This is a genomic window from Veillonella rodentium, assembly GCF_900187285.1.
Classification (GTDB): Bacteria; Bacillota; Negativicutes; order Veillonellales; family Veillonellaceae; genus Veillonella; species Veillonella rodentium.
Genome location: NZ_LT906470.1, coordinates 1,999,628 through 2,018,567, shown reverse-complemented (window position 1 = coordinate 2,018,567; position 18,940 = coordinate 1,999,628). Strand labels below are relative to the sequence as shown.

At 44.9% G+C, this 18,940-nt stretch carries 19 protein-coding genes and 1 pseudogene; 16 read left to right on the top strand and 4 right to left on the bottom strand.

Going from position 1 to position 18,940, the window contains the following annotated elements:
- Positions 1-250: 250 nt before the first annotated feature.
- Together CKV62_RS09295 and CKV62_RS09290 are read right to left on the bottom strand one after the other, a co-directional pair.
- Complete coding sequence (locus CKV62_RS09295) at positions 251-916, bottom strand: hypothetical protein (protein WP_095066656.1); 666 nt, start codon at positions 914-916, stop codon at positions 251-253.
- A 1-nt stretch (position 917) separates the two neighbouring features.
- Complete coding sequence (locus tag CKV62_RS09290; protein ID WP_095066655.1) at positions 918-1,874, bottom strand: DUF1858 domain-containing protein; 957 nt, start codon at positions 1,872-1,874, stop codon at positions 918-920.
- Between the two features lie 460 nt (positions 1,875-2,334).
- Here CKV62_RS09290 and sfsA point away from each other — a divergent pair, with 460 nt between their 5' ends.
- The 14 genes and pseudogenes from sfsA (at position 2,335) to CKV62_RS09225 (ending at position 14,251) form a co-directional block, all read left to right on the top strand.
- Positions 2,335-3,648, top strand: a complete 1,314-nt coding sequence (gene sfsA / locus CKV62_RS09285; protein WP_095066654.1) for a DNA/RNA nuclease SfsA — start codon at positions 2,335-2,337, stop codon at positions 3,646-3,648.
- Between the two features lie 231 nt (positions 3,649-3,879).
- Positions 3,880-4,695, top strand: coding sequence for a hypothetical protein (locus tag CKV62_RS09280; protein WP_095066653.1), 816 nt, complete (start codon positions 3,880-3,882; stop codon positions 4,693-4,695).
- Between the two features lie 106 nt (positions 4,696-4,801).
- Positions 4,802-7,273, top strand: coding sequence for a DNA gyrase subunit A (gyrA, locus tag CKV62_RS09275; RefSeq protein WP_095066652.1), 2,472 nt, complete (start codon positions 4,802-4,804; stop codon positions 7,271-7,273).
- A gap of 151 nt (positions 7,274-7,424) precedes the next feature.
- Positions 7,425-7,796 (top strand): hypothetical protein, encoded by a 372-nt coding sequence (locus CKV62_RS09270; protein WP_095066651.1) that lies wholly within the window; start codon positions 7,425-7,427, stop codon positions 7,794-7,796.
- Positions 7,797-8,014: 218 nt separating this feature from the next.
- Positions 8,015-8,389: a hypothetical protein gene (locus CKV62_RS09265; protein ID WP_038117538.1), complete on the top strand. Its 375-nt coding sequence runs from the start codon at positions 8,015-8,017 to the stop codon at positions 8,387-8,389.
- 250 nt (positions 8,390-8,639) lie between these two features.
- Positions 8,640-8,852, top strand: a complete 213-nt coding sequence (locus CKV62_RS09675; protein ID WP_422821982.1) for a hypothetical protein — start codon at positions 8,640-8,642, stop codon at positions 8,850-8,852.
- A gap of 169 nt (positions 8,853-9,021) precedes the next feature.
- Positions 9,022-9,555 carry a flavin reductase gene (locus tag CKV62_RS09260; RefSeq protein ID WP_095066650.1) on the top strand — a complete coding sequence of 178 codons (534 nt, stop codon included), beginning with the start codon at positions 9,022-9,024 and terminating at the stop codon, positions 9,553-9,555.
- A 198-nt stretch (positions 9,556-9,753) separates the two neighbouring features.
- Positions 9,754-10,191, top strand: a complete 438-nt coding sequence (locus tag CKV62_RS09255) for a hypothetical protein (RefSeq protein ID WP_095066649.1) — start codon at positions 9,754-9,756, stop codon at positions 10,189-10,191.
- Between the two features lie 122 nt (positions 10,192-10,313).
- Positions 10,314-10,916: a DNA-3-methyladenine glycosylase I gene (locus tag CKV62_RS09250; protein WP_095066648.1), complete on the top strand. Its 603-nt coding sequence runs from the start codon at positions 10,314-10,316 to the stop codon at positions 10,914-10,916.
- 224 nt (positions 10,917-11,140) lie between these two features.
- Positions 11,141-11,311: pseudogene (locus CKV62_RS09245) on the top strand (DUF554 family protein); the annotation flags it as partial.
- 597 nt (positions 11,312-11,908) lie between these two features.
- Entirely contained in the window at positions 11,909-12,193 is a 285-nt protein-coding gene (locus tag CKV62_RS09240; protein WP_095066647.1) for a type II toxin-antitoxin system RelE/ParE family toxin, read from the top strand.
- 11 nt (positions 12,194-12,204) lie between these two features.
- Complete coding sequence (locus CKV62_RS09235; RefSeq protein WP_095066646.1) at positions 12,205-12,519, top strand: HigA family addiction module antitoxin; 315 nt, start codon at positions 12,205-12,207, stop codon at positions 12,517-12,519.
- A 57-nt stretch (positions 12,520-12,576) separates the two neighbouring features.
- Positions 12,577-12,930 carry a Spx/MgsR family RNA polymerase-binding regulatory protein gene (locus tag CKV62_RS09230; protein WP_038117523.1) on the top strand — a complete coding sequence of 118 codons (354 nt, stop codon included), beginning with the start codon at positions 12,577-12,579 and terminating at the stop codon, positions 12,928-12,930.
- A gap of 547 nt (positions 12,931-13,477) precedes the next feature.
- On the top strand, positions 13,478-14,251 hold the full coding sequence (locus CKV62_RS09225; protein WP_095066645.1) for a hypothetical protein: 774 nt from the start codon (positions 13,478-13,480) through the stop codon (positions 14,249-14,251).
- 201 nt (positions 14,252-14,452) lie between these two features.
- Here CKV62_RS09225 and CKV62_RS09615 read toward each other — a convergent pair whose 3' ends face one another.
- Entirely contained in the window at positions 14,453-14,929 is a 477-nt protein-coding gene (locus tag CKV62_RS09615; RefSeq protein WP_231968329.1) for an MFS transporter, read from the bottom strand.
- A complete protein-coding gene (locus tag CKV62_RS09610) occupies positions 14,926-15,774 on the bottom strand; it encodes an MFS transporter (protein ID WP_231968328.1) in 849 nt (282 codons plus the stop codon). The genes CKV62_RS09615 and CKV62_RS09610 overlap by 4 nt, the downstream gene beginning before the upstream one ends.
- Positions 15,775-16,236: 462 nt before the next feature.
- Here CKV62_RS09610 and CKV62_RS09215 point away from each other — a divergent pair, with 462 nt between their 5' ends.
- Positions 16,237-18,171 carry a heavy metal translocating P-type ATPase gene (locus tag CKV62_RS09215; RefSeq protein ID WP_095066644.1) on the top strand — a complete coding sequence of 645 codons (1,935 nt, stop codon included), beginning with the start codon at positions 16,237-16,239 and terminating at the stop codon, positions 18,169-18,171.
- A gap of 165 nt (positions 18,172-18,336) precedes the next feature.
- A complete protein-coding gene (locus CKV62_RS09210) occupies positions 18,337-18,855 on the top strand; it encodes a MarR family winged helix-turn-helix transcriptional regulator (protein WP_095066643.1) in 519 nt (172 codons plus the stop codon).
- The last annotated feature ends 85 nt before the right edge of the window (positions 18,856-18,940 follow it).

Here is an 18,940-nt window from a genome sequence, read left to right as displayed (position 1 = left end):
CCTAATTCCAGCTTTTGTATTTTGAAAGCTTACGCTAACTTTTAATTTACATTGTGTAATTACCTTATGAGTACATTATAAATGAAATTACTTATCAATTATGTACCTGTAGCTACAGTTATGTAGAAATATATAGAAATTCAAAATCATAATAATTTTTCAAGGTTATTATATGAAAAAACGAGCGTAAGTTTACGCTCATCTTTCAATACATATATTTTATTCTAAATGGTTTTATCAAATGGTTTCATCATTTTTTATGAATGGAATATAAACGGGTACCGTTTTCCTCAGTTGTGACGAGTTCGAATGCAGGATCGATTGCTTTCACAAATGCCTCGAACCATGTCTGGTACGCCAGTTCCATGAATTTATGGTCGATGCCCGCCGTGCGCCAGTAGCCCGCCTGTAATTTGTGGTCGCCGACCCATGTGAATTCGTCTTCGCTGTCAGTAACGATCTGGTCGCCACCGTCGCAAGGCATGCCGTTTACATAGTAATTCTGCAGCGCGTTGTAAATCGCAGGCGCCGTATTTTCCGCAAGGCTGTCCTGTGCCACGATCCCGCATGCCTGGCCCTGCACCGCGAAGGCATCCAGAATTGCCGTCACCACGTGAACCGCTTCGTCGCCGGAGTTCGTATCGAGCAGGTCTTTGATGAAAGCCGCTTCGCGAACAGAGGCGATGTTCATCTGATTGGACAACCAGCCGTGGATATTGCCGTGGTCGATGATATTTTCGAGAGGAATACTCGGATTGATAGGTTCTCCGTAGGTATCGATGGAAATGGCGTGCAGTTCGTCAGCCAGATCGTCGACAACCTTCGATGTTTTTTCCAGAATCAGATTTTCCCGTTCCACGAGTAATTGAATTTTGCGATATAACCAGTAGTGAATGTGACCTAAGAATGCGGACATGTTAAGCTCCTTTGCGTGCAGTTTCTAATTTTTCTATTAAATCGTATACGTTTACACCGTGAATTTCTGCGGCCTGCCACAATGGTTCAGCCGTAGAAGACGGACAGCCGAGGCAGCCCATGCCGATGCTTTGTAATACGGGTACAACGACCGGATAGGTATCCACGATGTCGCGAATGATTGTGTCCGGCGTAATCGGAGCGCCTGCTTCGAGGCGGGGCTGTTCCACGATAGGATCGTTGCCCTGGCCCGGCAAGAATACAGCCGGCTCATCGGATTTACTTTCAGCGGGAGCCCCTTCGAGGTCGCCCAATACGGCCGCTTTGAAAGCCTCTAAACCGATGCGGTCGATGAATTCGCCCATCCGTTCAATTTGTGCGTTTTCTTTGTAATAGGCGATGATTCTGTCGACTAATGCAAGAGCTTCTTTTTCTGTTTTCACCTCTGCAATGAGGTCGCCGATGCGAGGGTGAGCACCGCCGCTGCCGCCTGCGTATACATTCCAGCCCTCAACGGTACCGATGACGCCGACGTCTTTCATGCGGCTTTCAGTACAGGAATTCGGACAACCGGAAATGCCGATTTTCATCTTGCTGGGCATTTCCTCGGATAGATACTTGCGTTCAATCTGCATGCCGAGATGGACGCTGTCCTGTTTAGCACGCTTACAGAACGTCGTGCCCGGGCAGATTTTGACGCTGCGCACGCGATTGGACACGGTGTAAGCCGGTTCCATGCCGAGCATTTCCCACGCCTGGTCCACGCTCTCAGCTTTCAAATTCGTAATCATAATGCGTTGGCTGCCCGTCAATTTGAGGACGGCCCCGAATTTGTTCGCTACGTCGATATATTTCTGTAATTGATCCGGTTGAATGAAACCCGCCGGAATACGCGGTGTAATTGCATAACGGCGTTGACCGTTTTTAATGCGTTGTAAATTTGCTGCGATTTGTGCCATGATAAATCCTTTCTCGAGCCCCTCTCTGCGGAGGATTGTGGCTAAACTACTTAGTTAATCTATGTAATTTTTTATATGTTATCTAATACGCCGTAGGGTTTTGTGAAAGCTTCGCATTTAAATACGAACAGCGTAATGAGATCAACTAGGCGATGCCTCATCAAAACCCGGCGCAGAGATCAGCATGGGTATTTGGAATACTGACCTTATGGTCCTTAGTATAATACATTTCGATGATAATGAATGTAACTTCAGCTACATAATTTGAAGCTTTCAATACTAATTATTAATACTAATTATGCACTATATAAATGATATACGGTACGGACAGCTGCTGTATCGGATTATGGGAACATTAGATTCCTGTCGTCATATTCTGTATAATAAAGGTAGTTTTCTTATAGTATATCATTAAAAAATGTGGATTCAGTTGATTTATATACATAGCACATGAGGTTATATGAAAGTATTATATGACACTATATTGAAGGGACGTTTTGTGAATCGGCCCAATCGTTTCGTCGTTCACATTGAACTGGACGGCGAGGTTGTGACTGCTCATTTGCCGAATCCGGGTCGCATGTGGGAACTGCTGTTTCCCGGTATCATCATGTATGCAGTGCCTCACAGCAAGCCTGATGCGAAGACACAGTTTCGCGTGGTCGGTATCGAGCGGGACGGGCAGGTCATCATGCTCGATACAAATTACAGTAATGATGTGGCTCAGCATCTCATTGAGAATCGGCTCATTCCCGGCTGGGAACAGTGGCGCGTCGTACGCCGCGAATATACCGTGAAAGTTCACGGCACGTCATCGCGCTTTGATTTACTTTTAACGAATGATCATGGTGAGGAATTTCTGCTGGAGGTCAAGTCCTGCACATTGTTTTCCAAGACGGGCGCCATGTTTCCGGATGCTATTACCGAGCGCGGTCGCAAGCATCTGCTGCATTTAAAGGAATTACAGGATGAAGGGTATCACACGGGCGTGCTGTTTCTTGTTCAATGGGACAGGGCCCGGTGGTTCCTGCCGGATTACCATACGGATCTCGCGTTTGCCCAGACCTTTAAAGAGGTGGCGCCGCATCTTGACTGGAAAGCCGTTGCCGTAGCGTGGGATGACACCTTTGCCATGCCGACGGTCGCCCGTGAATGTATGTATCCCGGTGCAGTTCTTGCCAGCGAAGCTCATGATAGCGGTGTGTACGTCATGGTGATGCATCTGGATCGCGATTTGGAACTTGAAATCGGTTCCAAAGGAATGATGCATTTCAAGGCGGGCTATTATATGTATGTAGGCTCTGCGAAGGCGAACCTCACAAAGCGCATCGAGCGGCATAAACGAAAACGCAAGAAGATGCATTGGCATTTGGATTATTTCCGCGGGCACTGTGAAATGATCGGAGGCCTGCCGATACGAACCAGCGGGCACCCGCAGGCCATGACGCTTGGTGCTCAGATACAGCGTGAGTTCGCTAACGACGACTCGCCTGTTCGTGAAAGCACCGCTGTGGGCGCAATCGATGTGAGCGTAACCGATAGGGGAATAATTATGGGTACAACTATGGGCGAAAGCGAAATTGACGTAGAATGCGCTCTGGCTGATGCGGTGCGAGCTATTGCGGAATGGGATGTACCGAACTTCGGGTGCAGCGACTGTGAGTGCAACAGCCATCTGTTCGGAATGACGGAAAACCCGATACATAATAAAGGGTTCATGGATGTGATTGAGGAGTTTCGGATGAATATGCTAGATGAACTAGTTAATGGTTAATCATTATTGATGGGGCCCAGGAGTTATATGGCTTAATTAGCTAAAAAGTGCCACTACCTATTTCTTCGCTCCAAAGCGAGCTAAGTCGTTCATCAATAGGTAGTGGCACTTTTTAAAACTTTAGTTATAAAGATGTCCCATCAATAATAATTTAGTCCTTTCAACAGTTGCATCAGCATATTTCATTTGAAATAGAGTAGTGGAGAGTTGGTTGTGTGGGGAGGTGTGTGTATGCGGCTTTGTGTTAGGTATGTGCTGTTAGTTGCAGTTTGTATTTCAAGTTTTTTATTGAGTGGTTGTGACTTCATCTGGACGACGTCCAATGGTGATCCGGCATCGCCGGATGATGTAAAGGCGGGCATTGAGAAGGAATTTAAGGTTTGCAATCCTCAGCTGGTATTGCAGTCGTCTGTGGTGGAAAAGGAGAAGCCGTTTCAGCGGAATGTGTGTGTGTTTTATGATGAACACAATGGTTTCTCTTTTTCGACGCGCTCTAATGTAAAACGTCCGACATTGCCGGTTCCCGGTGGTCAGAGGAATACGAATGCGGATTTTGCATATGCAGAGGCGTATTTAAATCATTTAAACGGTAAAATCAGTGAATTAGCTCGGAGTTATGGAATGCGAACGGCTACGGTCGATGAGCAGGCGATGCTGACACGTTCCAAATTAAAACGACAGACCGGCATGAGTGAAGTACCGCTTTTTGATGAAGGTGAATTTATCTTTGTAGACCACACGGTGAAAGGTGCCGACATGGTTACTATGTTGAAGAAAATATATGCACTCTATAAGCCGAATGATGATGAGGCGCTGTTGCGTCCTTTATTCGGGCGGAAGGTTTCTTTTTACTATCTGCCGATTGGTGAACAGGATAAGACCAAAGCCGGTTATATTGAGGCTATTTGGTTCAAGGGAAAAGATGATTGGCGTGCTACGTTGCTCAATGCTTACGGTAGTTCTTCTTTTGATACCTCTAAGCTAGAGAGTGGATTAGGGGAATATTTTAATCGTAGAATAAGTGATGCGAAGAATAGAGTTAATTAGGTAACTAAACTTTCACAGAATTCATAAGAACAATAGCGATAAATCAGGAAAAATGCTATAATTATATGATGAATCAGTATCAGTGTTAGTAAAATGAGGTGAGATTGTGGCAGACCAACAGTGGTCCCACGGGAATATTCATCCCGTTCAGATTGATAAAGAAATGAAGAACGCGTACATCGATTACGCTATGTCCGTAATCGTTATGCGTGCGCTTCCGGATGTGCGCGACGGTTTGAAGCCGGTGCATCGTCGAATTTTGTACGCTATGCACGAAACAGGCATGACGCCGAACAAGCCGTACAAGAAATCCGCCCGTATCGTCGGTGACGTACTCGGTAAGTATCATCCACATGGGGATAGCTCCGTTTACGATGCGACGGTTCGTTTGGCGCAGGATTTCAATACCCGTTACCTATTGGTGGACGGGCACGGTAACTTCGGTTCCATCGACGGCGATAGTGCCGCTGCGATGCGTTATACCGAGGTTCGTATGGCGAAGATCACGATGGAAATGCTTGCCGATATCGACAAGGAAACCGTTGATTTCATGCCGAATTATGATGAAAGCTTGCAGGAACCGACCGTTTTGCCGGCGAAGATTCCGAATCTTCTCATCAACGGCTCCAGCGGTATCGCCGTAGGGATGGCGACAAATATTCCGCCGCATAATCTCAACGAGGTGTGTAACGGTCTTGCGATGCTCATCGACAATCCGGATGTGACTGTGGATGAATTGATGAAAGCCATCAAAGGGCCTGACTTCCCGACAGGGGCGCTTATTTTGGGCCGGGAAGGTATCAAAAAAGCATATGCCACAGGTCGCGGCAGCGTGAAAATGCGCGCCCGTGCATCTATCGAAGAGATGTCCAAGGGCAAGCATAGAATTGTGGTTACCGAAATTCCATATCAGGTCAACAAGGCTCGTGTGATTGAAAGCATCGCGAATCTCAGTCGTGACAAGGTTGTGGACGGTATCACCGCATTGCGTGACGAATCCGACCGTCAGGGTTTGCGCATCGTTATCGAATTGCGCGCTGATGTGCAACCGGATATCGTGCTTAATAAATTGTATAAACATACCCAACTTCAGGAAACATTCGGCGTGATTATGCTCGCCCTCGTGGACGGTCATCCTCGCGTATTGAATTTGAAAGAAGTCTTGGGTTACTACTTAAATCATCGCCTCGATGTAATCGTACGCCGTACGCGCTTTGAACTCAATAAAGCGGAAGCGCGCGCTCACATCCTGGAAGGCTTATTGATTGCACTGGACCACATCGATGAAGTGATCGCGACGATTCGCAGTTCCCAAACGGACGACATCGCACGCAACGCATTGATGGAAAAATTCGGGCTTTCAGAAAAGCAGGCGGTGGCCATCCTCGACATGCGTTTACGCCGTTTAACAGGTTTGGAACGCGAGAAAATCGAAGACGAATACAAGGAATTGTTGGCATTGATCGAAGATTTGAAAGCTATCCTTGCCAGCGAAGCGCGTCAGCGTCAAATCGTTAAGGACGAACTGGACGACATGAAGAAGAAATACGGCGATCCTCGTCGTTCTGAAATCACGATCGATACGTCCGACCTTGATGTGGAGGACCTCATCGCTGACGAAGAAATGGTTATCACCTTGACGAAACAGGGGTATATCAAGCGCATGAATGCGAACGTATATCGCAACCAGCATAAAGGCGGCGCCGGCGTTATCGGCATGAAGACGAAGGAAGATGATTATGTAACGCAGATTATGCACGTGCGGACGCATAATACCTTGCTATTCTTCACGTCTACGGGCCGTACGTATCGTCTCAAGGCGTACGAAGTACCGGAAGCGGGTTCACGCAATTCCCGCGGTACCGCGATGGTCAATGTATTGCCGCTCGCCGTGGGTGAATCGGTTACGACCATGATCGATCTTGAACGTATACAGGAAGATGTAAACTTATTCATGGTGACGGAGCTCGGCGTCGTGAAACGTACAGCTATCGAAGAATACCGCAACATTCGTCGTTCCGGCCTCAATGCGATTAATCTCGATGAGGGGGACCGCTTGATTTCCGTCAATGTGACGACTGGCAATCAGGATATTCTGATCGGTACGAAACTCGGTATCGCTATCCGCTTTAACGAAAATGATGCGCGCCTCATGAAGCGGGCGGCTCACGGTGTGCGCGGTATTAAGCTCAATACGGGCGATGTCGTTGTCGGTGCCGGTGTCCTTGATACAGAGGAACGGGATGTGCAGATCTTCACCATCTCCGAAGAAGGCTTCGGCAAGCGCAATGATGCGGATGCGTACACATTGCAGAAACGCGGCGGTAAGGGCTCGAAGAACTTTAAGATCACGAACAAGACCGGCGATGTCGTGGCTGTAGAGGTCGTTCATAATGATGACGAAGTGATGCTCATTTCCGAGCAGGGCAAGATTATCCGCTTCAACATGAACGATATTGCCGTTAAGAAGGGCAAAGCTATTTCCGGCGTGAAAACGCAGAACCTTGACGAAGGCGATAAGGTTGCGAGCATTGCTGTCATTCCGGCAGGGGAAATCGAAAACGAAGAAGAATTATAATAAAATATCGGGGTGTTTCGTACATCTATTGTATTCTGTGAAAGTATATGTACATTCGTCATATACTGTATATATATTCATGTAAGAAACTGGCGGGCGACCATCGTTGATGGTCGCCTCTGGTCGTAAAGGGTACATTAAGGGGTAACATATGAAAAAATGGTTAGTTGCCATTGTTATGGCAGGGGTAATGTTTGCTGGCGGCTTCGGACAGGCGAATGCGGCGGACTGGTATTATATCGATGCGGATGCTGATGATGCGACATGGTTTATCGATAATGCGTCCGTGTATAAAACGGACGATATGGCGACCGTATTGGTAAAGGTCAACAATGTGGAAGGCTTTACTTACATTTATACGGTGCGTATCGATCGTAATGCAAAAATGTGGACAGAACTTGAATCAACCGTGTACAGCAATGCGGGGATTGCGCTATTGACCAATAAAAAAGTACAAAAACCGATGAAAATTGAAGGGGATACCATGGGGGCGGAAGTTATGCAGGCCCTCTGGGGAAAATAATCTATTAGTGAGCAAAGAATCCCCCTCCTAAAAACTCCAGCAAGCCACCCACTACGTGCGCTAAGTCGTTTTTAGGAGGGGGATTTTTTTTGTGTATAGCTTATTTCAGAGGGCCTTGAAACTCGCTCTAGGGAAATATGCAACTTCTCTTTCATACAATATTTATTTTCTACTTATATACTATTATTGTATTTTTATTTTTTATGAGAGGTATTGATATGAAAAAAACATTGGCAGCTGTATTGGCAGCAGGGGCTTTATTAATCGGCGGTATCGGTAGTGTTGATGCGGCTAACTGGTATACTGTAGGTACTGATAATAACGGTATTACTTGGTCTATCGATAACGATTCCGTTAAGAAAGATGATAAGAAAGCTACATTGGATATCAAGGCGATGGATGCTGAAGGTTATCATTATATCGTAACCGAAGAATTCAATAACAAAAAACGCGAAGTAAAGGATCTTAAGGTAACTCTGTACAATCCTCAAGGATATGTGGTGAAAGAGGAAAAAACTAACAAACAGGCTCATAAGGTAACTCCTGGTACACCGGCTTATGCTGTATACCGACTTATCTGGGGCGGTAAATAATCGGCTCTCGCTGAATTCTGATAGGCTCATAAACTGATTGAATCAGGTGAAAGCTTATTTTCTGCGCGAAAATAAATGATTTCAACAACGCACGTTCTTATAGTGAGAGCGTGCGTTTTCTTTCACAAATGGTCATGATTGTCTGCCATGAATAGATATGAGAAAGAGGATGATACATATGGAACAATTGAAAGCGCTGTTATCTTTATCCGGACGGATGAATCGCTGATCCTTTTTAGTTAATTTATTAATCGTCTTTGTTATCGGTTTTGTTGGTGGATATATTCTGGGCCTGACTAAATTTTCCACAGTCGGTATTTGTATTGGCGGACTGATCGTGTTCATTGCTATCCTTAGAGAATTAGCGGTGGCCTCGCGACGTATTCATGATGTGAATGGACCGACTTTCCTTGCGTTTATTTATATCTTATCCAGTATCGTTGCCATCTGGTCGCCGGTATAGGTTTGGTGTTACTGTTTGTTAAATTGTTGTTAGTGGTTATCCCCGGTAATAAGAATACAAATAAATACGGAGATAAACCGGAGAATAAGATAGTTTTTTAATATATTTTCGAAACGAAATCTATTATATTTCGATAATAAATTGTCAGTTTTATGACGGAGGTATTTCTATGAAACCGTTTGAATCTCGTAATTATAAAGCTTTTACTATATTCGCAGATCGTTGGGCACTTGTAACGGCCGGTACGCTCGATGATTTCAATACGTGCACCGTCAGCTGGGGCAGTCTCGGCAATATTTGGGGCCCTAATGACGATGATATGTCGACGGTGACGGTATATATTCATCCGGCACGGTATACGCAGGAATTTATGGCTAAATACGATACATTTACGGTCAGCTTTTTCCCGGACCGCTATCGTCAGGCTCTAGGTTACTTGGGTTCTCATTCGGGGCGTAACGAGGATAAGGTGGCTAATTCCGGGTTGACGCCTGTGAAGATAGGGGATGACGTGACCTTTGCGGAGGCGGAATTGACATTTGTATGCAGAAAACTGTATGAACATCAGTTTGATGAGGCTCATTTGGCAGATCACGTGAAGGCGTTTTATGCAGCTAATTCACCTGTGTATACGCAAGCGGGCCACAATCGCTGGGAACCGCATTATATGTATATCGGCGAGATTATTGATGCGGTCGAATAGACTCCTTATAAGAATGTTGCTTTCAATATAATGTTGAAAGCAACATTTTATGTGATTTTTATGAATCTGTACCTCACAATTTGCCTCAAATCTGTTATAATTAATTTTATATTATAAACTGTTGCGCGTATGTCATCGCCGGTTCACTCCGAAGCGTGTGCATATGCGTTTATTATTCTGTTTGATGTAGGTAGTCTCATGAGTGTATTGAAGCCTTTGTTGTGGCTGTTAGAACCGTATATAGTGTACAAAGCCTATTTGTGGGGGCTTCATTTTATCGCTCGACCTCTGATGTGGGAGGGCGATGTTGATCTCTTTGCGCTCACATTGGCCGTGTTGTTGGCGCTGGATGCCATCGTGCTGCCGTTTGTACTTCTTTACTGTCCTGCGCTGAATGATGGTAAAAGCATCCCGGCCTGGATGGAGCGGTTAATAGAGTCCGCCTGCCGCGTATATGATTTGATCGATAATAAGGTTCATAAGAGCACGTCGGTTTCGTGGATCCGCAAAACATTGCACGTGATGCTGTTGTTCGTTTATTATCTGGTGCCGTTTTATGTCGGCGGCAACCTCATCATGGCGCTTGTCATGGCCCTCATGTATGATATATTGTTGTGGGCACAGGGGTTAGTGTAGATGAATTGAGGTTCATTCAGGATATTTATTATTGTGAAAGTAGCTGTCAGGTATTTCAATCTATTTGTAATTTGAAATGGTGTCCGGTTAGAGACTGTTTTGTATTTTCCCGGGAGTTTTTTATGGAAAAGTTTATCTGTGAATGGCCTACGACGCCGTTGTATCATGCTTATCACGATTATGAATGGGGGCGACCCGTTCATGATGACCAACATCAGTTTGAGCATCTTTGCCTTGAAAATCTGCAGTGCGGGCTCAGCTGGCTTACGATTTTAAACAAGCGGGAAATTATACGGTCCTGTTTTGATCATTTTGATATCGATAAGGTGGCTCGCTACACCGAGGATGATGTACAGCGCATTTTGCAGACGGAAGGTATGATTAAGGCACGCCGTAAAATAGAGGCCATCATCAATAATGCGCGCGCTTTTCAGGAGGTTCAGCGAGAGTTCGGGTCTTTTTGCGACTATATCTGGGCTTTCACAGGTCATAAGACCATTATTTATGACGGTCATCCGGAGGGAAAGGTGCCGCCGAAGAACGGCTTATCCACGCGGATCAGTCAGGACTTGAAGAGAAGGGGATTCAAGTTTGTCGGGCCTGTAACGATTTATGCTCATATGCAGGCGGCCGGCCTCATCAACGATCATGCCAAAGACTGTCCGTGCTTTCACGAAATCAATGCGAACGCGGATGTAGTGCATTTGCCGGCAGATGATGAGTAGAGGCTTCTATGCGTGAATGTTTACGGATTGTTCATATGTGAATGTTTATAGGCTGTTCATGCCTAAATGTTTACAGACTATAAGTTGATTTTTAAATGCGAAAATGCATATAAGTAAAGTCCGTCCGACTAAGGCGGGGCGGCTTTCACAGGAAAGGGAACTGGTATGTTCGGTTTGGGGACGGTTATTAACGTGGTTCTTATTATTGCGGGGAGCCTCATCGGGCTTGCGTTTCGGCGCCTCTCATGACACAAAGCGCTATCGATAATCTGTCCTATGTGGGATCGATTTTGATTTTCTGTGTGGGCATCGATTTAATCTGGCCCGGTAAAATACGCATCGCCAATTTGTTGCCGGCCATATTCGTGGCTATGGGGCTGACGTTCTTCCTTTGATTTCTATACGGTGGCTCTATACATTATTTCAGGATTTTTGTTATATAATTTTCGGTTTTTCCGATGAATCATCTATCAGGTATCCGGATATATAATTTAATCGGGTATCCGAACATATAATTTAATACAATATATGACTGAGTTCGCTATTCTGCGGACTCAGTTTTTTGTTGTAGATTACTATTTAATACAACATATGATTGAGTTCAGTATTCTGCGGACTCAGTTTTTTATTGTAGATTACTATTTAATACAACATATGATTGAGTTCAGCATTCCGTGGACTCAGTTTTATGCTGTAGATTACTATTGAAAGAATTATTGTATGTATTATTTTTAGTTGTAAGCGTGCCATCTCCAGAATGAGGTGTTAGTTTATATTTCTATGTGCTGTCGGTAGTTTTCTCTTTTGTAGTATTGGCAGTCGTGCCCTTGAGAATTTTTCGGTCGCGAACGATGTGACCATTGGTGACATCAGCAGGTTTCAGATATACTTTCACAGAAATAATTCATAGATTAGCATTCTTATACCTGTAATTCGGGTAGAGTATATTGAATTATACCTGTATTACAGGTATAATTAAGGAGAGTCAGTTTATGATTATCGGATTTAAGGATAAGGAAACAGAGAAAATTTTTTACCGTAGTTATTCTCGGCATCTGCTGATTCATATTCAGCGGAAGGCTTTGTTAAAATTACGGTTTCTTCATGCCTGTCGATGTTTAGAAGATTTTATGGTTCCGCCAGGCAATCGATTTGAGGCTTTACATGGTGATAGAGAGGGTCAGTGTAGTATTAGAATCAACAAGCAGTATCGTATTTGCTTTCGTATAGATGAGGATTTCAACTTACATGATGTAGAAATTGTAGACTATCATTAGGGAGGATTAGAATGAGTGAACTGATTCCCGCGCCAAAGATGAGTGAAGTTTTATTGGAGGAGTTTATGCGACCATTAGGACTTAGTACATATCGTGTGGCAAAGGATATTAAAGTCCCTGTGTCTCGCATTCAAGAAATTTTGCAGAATAAGCGTAAAATTACAGCAGATACAGATTTAAGATTATGTAAATATTTTGGCATGTCCAATGGTTTTTTTCTTCGCATGCAAATGGATTTAGACTTACTTGAGGCGAAAGATATGGTCAACCTTCAGGCAGATTTAAAAGAAATTACATGTGTTGCTAATCAATCCGTTGATAATTGATATGTTTGTTACACTTATGGTAAAAGCAGGATTATACAGTATAGAAAAGGAGATCATATGTTATTCGTAGAATATCCGAAATGCACAACTTGTAAAAAAGCAAAGAAGTTTTTAGATGATCATAATATTAAATATACCGATCGTGATATTAAATCGGAAAATCCGACAGCCGAGGAAATTGCGGCATGGTATCCGCAATCCGGAAAGGATTTGAAAGCATTCTTCAACACGTCCGGTATGATATATCGTGAGCAGCAACTGAAGGATAAATTGCCAAATCTCAGTGAAGAGGAAAAACTTGCTTTGTTGGCATCGAACGGGATGTTGGTGAAACGTCCTATTTTGGTGCTGGACGACCGCGTACTCGTCGGGTTTAAAGAGGCCGAATGGGTGGAGGCGTTAAAGCTCTAATTTTATATCAAATATGAGGGAAAGCCCCTATCTCTAAAAGCCTCCAAGGCCATCGCTGCGCCGCCAAGTCGTTTTTAGAGATAGGGGCTTTCCATTTGATGAGTTAAAATTAGATCTTTAACTAAGCCTCGTAAGAGGTACTCCGAAGGCCACCCACTTCGTGCGCCAAAGTCGCTTTAGGAGCTATGTCCATTCCTGCATTTAAGTTGCTACTGACTAATTAGATCTTTAACTAGACCTCGCAGGGGGACTCCGAATATTTTGATAGGTATTGTCATTCATGGAGATGTTTTGTATAATATTCACAGTAGATATACCCCTATGGGTACATTGACGAATAGCTGATTACTTAGAAGGTAAATAGCTCTAAATATTTAGACGGTAAATGGCTAATTGCTTGGAAGGTAAATGGGTAACTATTTCAAAGGTAAATGATTAGTCAGTTTAAAACCACTATTTAAAAACAATTGTTAAAAACATTTATTTCAAAGTACATGTGAAATTCCCGCCTTAAGTGTGGACGGTATCTATCAATAGAGAGGTCTTTATGAAACTATTACAAGCGTTATCAGCGCACTGGTCATTACGCACACAGGGGAGCATATTGACCCTTGGTGCAGTATTCATAATACTGGATATAATTACGGAGCGTATGGGGCTGGTTATTGATCTGGCGTGGGTGACCGTGCTTATTTGCGGGTTACCATTGTTGATTAATAGCGTGCAAAGCATATGGGATAACCTGGAAATTCATGCGAATTTCCTTATCGTCGTAGCCATGTTGGCGCTCATTGCTATCGGCGATTATCACACGGCCGCGTATGTGGGGCTTGTCGTGCAGGCCGGCTTTTTCCTGGAACAGTTAATTACGGGTGAGGTCCACTATACGCTCGATGATGATATGCTGCCCGCTATGCCGGCGCCGCTGGTAGCGATTAGACAAGGGCTTAACCGATATTCGTCGGTTATCGTTGTGGCGGTAATGCTGCTTTCTATGGGCGCTTTTGCATTAACACGCGATTTTATGCATACCGTTACATTGCTACTGGTACTCTGCCCGTGCTCGTTGGAACTGATTCTCGTATCTCTTATGATGGGTTCTCTTGTTGATGAAAGCTCTCCGACGGCATTGCTTTCAAAGGAGGCCAAACAAATTCATTTATGTATGCTCATCCTATCCGTAGTATTCCACATAGCGATCATCGGGGCCGGTGTATTCGGTCTCATCGGACCTGTGATGGCTGTCGTTTTACATGGCCTCGCACGACTTGGTCTGGTGTATAATCTGAAAGTATTGGATGGATATTTATGTGTGGCATAAATAGATGGACTATCGTCATAAGTTGTAACGATATAAATTTGCAACGGCGTAAATTTGTAACACGTTTTGTTCCATAACCCTTTTATCCAATAAGTTTGAAATACTGATAAAAAGGACTCTAAAACAGCTCGATAAAGCTGTCTTAGAGTCCTTTTTGTGTGAAAGTATCGTTAGTGTAATTGTTATGAGTTGTAATCTATACTATTGTCTTTTATCACCAAGGGTAAGAAGCAAGAATACGATGGAGAGGATACATGCACTTACGAGCGCTACAAATCCACCGTTCCAACCGTAAAGGTCAACCATGAGACCCATGAAGGCGCCTGCACCGGCGGAACCGATGAGGTAACCAAGCAAGCCCGTAAGGCCTGTGGCACCGCCCGTTGCTTCGCGTGGAACCATGTCGGCTGCCTGAAGGCCGATCATCATAACCGGACCGTAGATAAGGAAACCGATCGCGATGAGCGCCAAGTTATCGATGAAGATATTACCGGCCGGATTGAACCAGTATACGAGAATGGCGACGATAACGAGGATCATAAAGCAGATCGTAGCCGGAGCACGACGGCCGCGGAATACACGGTCGCTCAGGTAACCGCTGACGAGCATGCCCGGAATACCCGCCCATTCATAGAGGAAGTAAGCCCAACGGGAACCTTCCTTTGTAAAGCCTTTCACGCAGTTAAATAGGTAGGAGCCCAGCTGACTACACCGTAGCGGATGAAGTATACGAAAATATTCGCAATAGCAAGGTACCACAAGTATTTGTTGTGCAGAATATATTTAAAGAAAATTTCCTTAAACGTGCTTTTTGTATGGTCTTCTTTAGGAGTATGGGTAACCGATTCGTGTTTGTATTCCTCAATAGGCGGCAGACCGCAGGATTGAGGGGTATCTTTCAGCAGAACAAAGGTAAGAATCGCAAGTATGATAGCAATAATAGCAGGGAAGAAGAAAATACTATGCCATGTGCCGAATAGATAAATACCCAATGTGGCAAGAGGTGCAATGATGCCGCCACCGAGATTGTGCGATACGTTCCACCAGGACCACCACACACCGCGTTCGGAGCGGGAGAACCAGGTAACCATATTTTTCGCATATGGAGGATACCCCATGCCTTGGAACCAACCATTCAGGAAGGCGAGAACACACATGATAGGAATGCTGCTCATAACGCCCGGCAAGGTACCGAATAACAGCATTACTAATGCGCTCAGCAATAGACCTACCGTTGAAAAATACTTCGGGTTAGAGCGGTCAGAAGCATTACCCACGACAAACTTACTGACACCGTAAGCTACGGATAAGACGGTCATAACAACACCGAGATCCGCTTTGGCGTAACCGTACTCGGCAATCATGTACGGCACAGCGAGGCTGAAGTTTTGTCGAATCAGGTAGAATGTAGCATACCCGATAAATGTACCGGCAAAGACCTCTTTGCGAAGTCGTTTGTAGGTGGAATCAATTTGCGCCTCAGGTAAACGTTCGATATGAGGAGCAGGAGAAAAAATCGACATCGTCACACATCCTTTCTACAACATGTCTTTTGTAATAATACCATGTAGGGTATTACATCGACTATATTTAATTTTTAATTATGATAAATAGTTATTAAAGGTTGTATCAGTTAGCGTTTTGCATAGATACGGTGATATTTATATATTTGTTATATGAATAATTGTTCATGCATTTGTGTAATGCACAGTTATAAAAATGGCATGCATCGTAACAAAGCAGTAATTATACGGTTTTGTGAACATATATGAATGTCTGTACATATTTTGTTATTGACACAAATATACCCATAGGGGTATAACATAATCATAAGATATACCCATGGGGGTATATAAAGACATATGTAAATAGATTTACGAATCAGTGAAACTGTTTACAAACAGGGTTATATACATGGACGCATGTACGTATACCACGGTAAATGTGTACATATCAATGATAGTCAGCTTTCACAGGAGGTAATTATGAATCGGTGGAGCAAATTAGCGGAGTGGTTCGATTTGAATCGCGAAAAGATCATATTAGTGGCCGGCGGAATCGGCGTTGTATTCAGTTTATTGGGCATCCGGTTGGGCTTGCCGTTCGATTGGGCCTGGTTTACCATCGTCCTTTGCGGGGCACCTATCGTGTGGGGCGCAGCGGTGGCTATGTATGAGGATTTCGATGTGAAAGCGGATTTACTCGTATCCTTGGCGCTTATCGCGGCTGTAGCTGTCGGTGAAGTATTTGCGGCGGCAGAAATTGCTTTCATCATGCAACTGGGGGCGATGCTCGAAGAGTTTACCGTCTCCAAGGCGCAGGCGGGCATTGAACGGCTCGTAAAATTGACGCCGACGACGGCGCGTATTGTGCGCAACGGTAAGGAAGAGGTGATGCCTGCGGATATCGTGAGCGTAGGCGATGTGGTGCGCGTGTTGCCCGGCGAGGTCATTCCTGTAGACGGCACCATTGTGACCGGTGATACGGCTATCGACCAATCCGTTATGACCGGTGAATCCATGCCGGTGGACAGGACCGTTGGTGACGAAGTCTTCTCCGGTACGGTGAATCAGTTCGGCGCCTTTGATATGACGGCGACGAAAGAGGGCGAGGACAGTTCGATTCAACGGATGATTAAGCTCGTGAAGTCTACGGATCCGGGAAATGCGAAAATCGTGAGCATTGCGGACCGCTGGGCGACATGGATTGTGGTGATTGCCCTCTTGGCGGCGGCCGGTACGTATGCGGTGACCGGCGAAATCATCCGCGCCGTAACGATTCTCGTTGTGTTCTGTCCTTGCGCTCTCGTGTTGGCGACGCCGGCGGCGATTATGGCGGCCATTTCGAATGCCAGCCAACGCGGTTTTCTCGTGCGTCGCGGCAGCATTATGGAGCAGCTGGCGAAGGTGAATACGATGACCTTTGATAAGACGGGGACCTTGACGAACGGTACGCCGGAGGTCATTGCCGTTGAAACCGTCAGCGATATATCTGATGCCGAACTGTATCGCCTGGTGGCATCCATCGAGCGGAAATCCGAGCATCCTTTGGGCAAGGCCATCGTGTCCGGCTTCACGTCCCGCTATGGTGAACGCTTTGATGCGGTAGATTCTTTCCGCATGATTCCCGGCAAAGGCTTAGAAGCAAGTGTACAAGCTCAATCCGTTTTAGCCGGTAATGAGGCGATGATGATTTTGGCCGGCATTTCGATTGAAGATTCCGTGAAAAATGCCGTTCGTGAGCATTTGCATCGCGGCGCATCCATCGTGTATGTAGCTATTGACGGTGCTTTAGCAGGTTATGTAGCGTTAGCTGACCGCGTCCGCCGTGAAAGCCGCTCCGTGGTCGAGTCCCTGCATGAACTCGATGTCATGCCGGTTCTGTTGACCGGTGATCATGTGGCGACGGCAAAAACGATCGCTAAACGACTTAATGTATCCCATGTTATCGCCGACTGCTTGCCGGAGGATAAAATGGATACGGTAGCCCAATTACAACAAGAGGGTAACATCGTGGCCATGGTGGGCGACGGTGTCAATGATGCGCCGGCCCTTAAAAAATCCGATGTAGGCATCGCCATGGGCGGTATCGGCAGTGATATCGCCGTTGAAGCGGCGGACATCGTTCTTGTTAACGATAACATCAGGGAATTGCCTCACCTCGTGGCATTGTCTAAACGCATGATGACTACAATTAAAATCAATCTGTCCTTCTCCCTGATTCTGAATTTTGTAGCGATTATCCTGGCGATGCTGGGCACATTGTCGCCCGTGTGGGGCGCGCTCGTTCATAACGGCGGCAGTTTGCTCGTGGTGGCAAATTCTGCTTTATTACTTAGCTGGGCTTATAAATCGAGCGTTCCGGACGACGATTTCGTCCTTGTGAAAGCTGCGCGCAATAAGGTATTAGAATCTAATTAAGTACTGCCTTTATCGACATGTGGATTATTAATTAATCAGAAAAAATATATAAATTAATTGACAAATCTGAAAAAAGTGCTCAAATTACCGCTTTTAAAGTTGACTGCTTGCCGTCATATTGTGTACAATTAGTTTGTAGAGATTGTGTGCACATGGAGGTAGAAGATGGCAGAAATTGGAACACTTGAAGGATACGAACACGTTGAAGATATCCCTGCGGATGACTTCTTACGACTAGAAAATCAGATCAGTTTCCCTCTTTATGTAGTGGCGAAGGAAATTGTTAACGCATATCGCTTATATTTGGATCCGTTGAATTTGACATATACTCAGTACATCGTAATGATGGCTTTATGGCAGTATGGGGAGTTATCCGTTAAGGAATTGGGCAAAGTATTGCGCCTTGATTCCGGTACGCTGACACCGTTACTTAAAAAATTGGAAGCTAAGAATTTTCTGAAACGTAAGCGTAGCCGTCAGGACGAACGCGTTGTTATGGTAATTCTTACCGATTCCGGTAAAAAATTACGTGAAAGTGCCATCCATGTACCTCAGAGATTGGCGGAGGCTTCAGGTCATATTTTTGATGTAGAGGAAGCTCGTCAATTACGCGGTTTATTAAACCGTTTATTAGATGCCATCGATAAAGCGAATGTAGAAACCAGCAATCGCTTGAAGGGCTGAATTTCATTTCTTCTTTCATAAATATGGTATACTGTATATAGCGTACAGCGCTAAGGCCTTATGAGAACAGGCCGATTAGTTGATA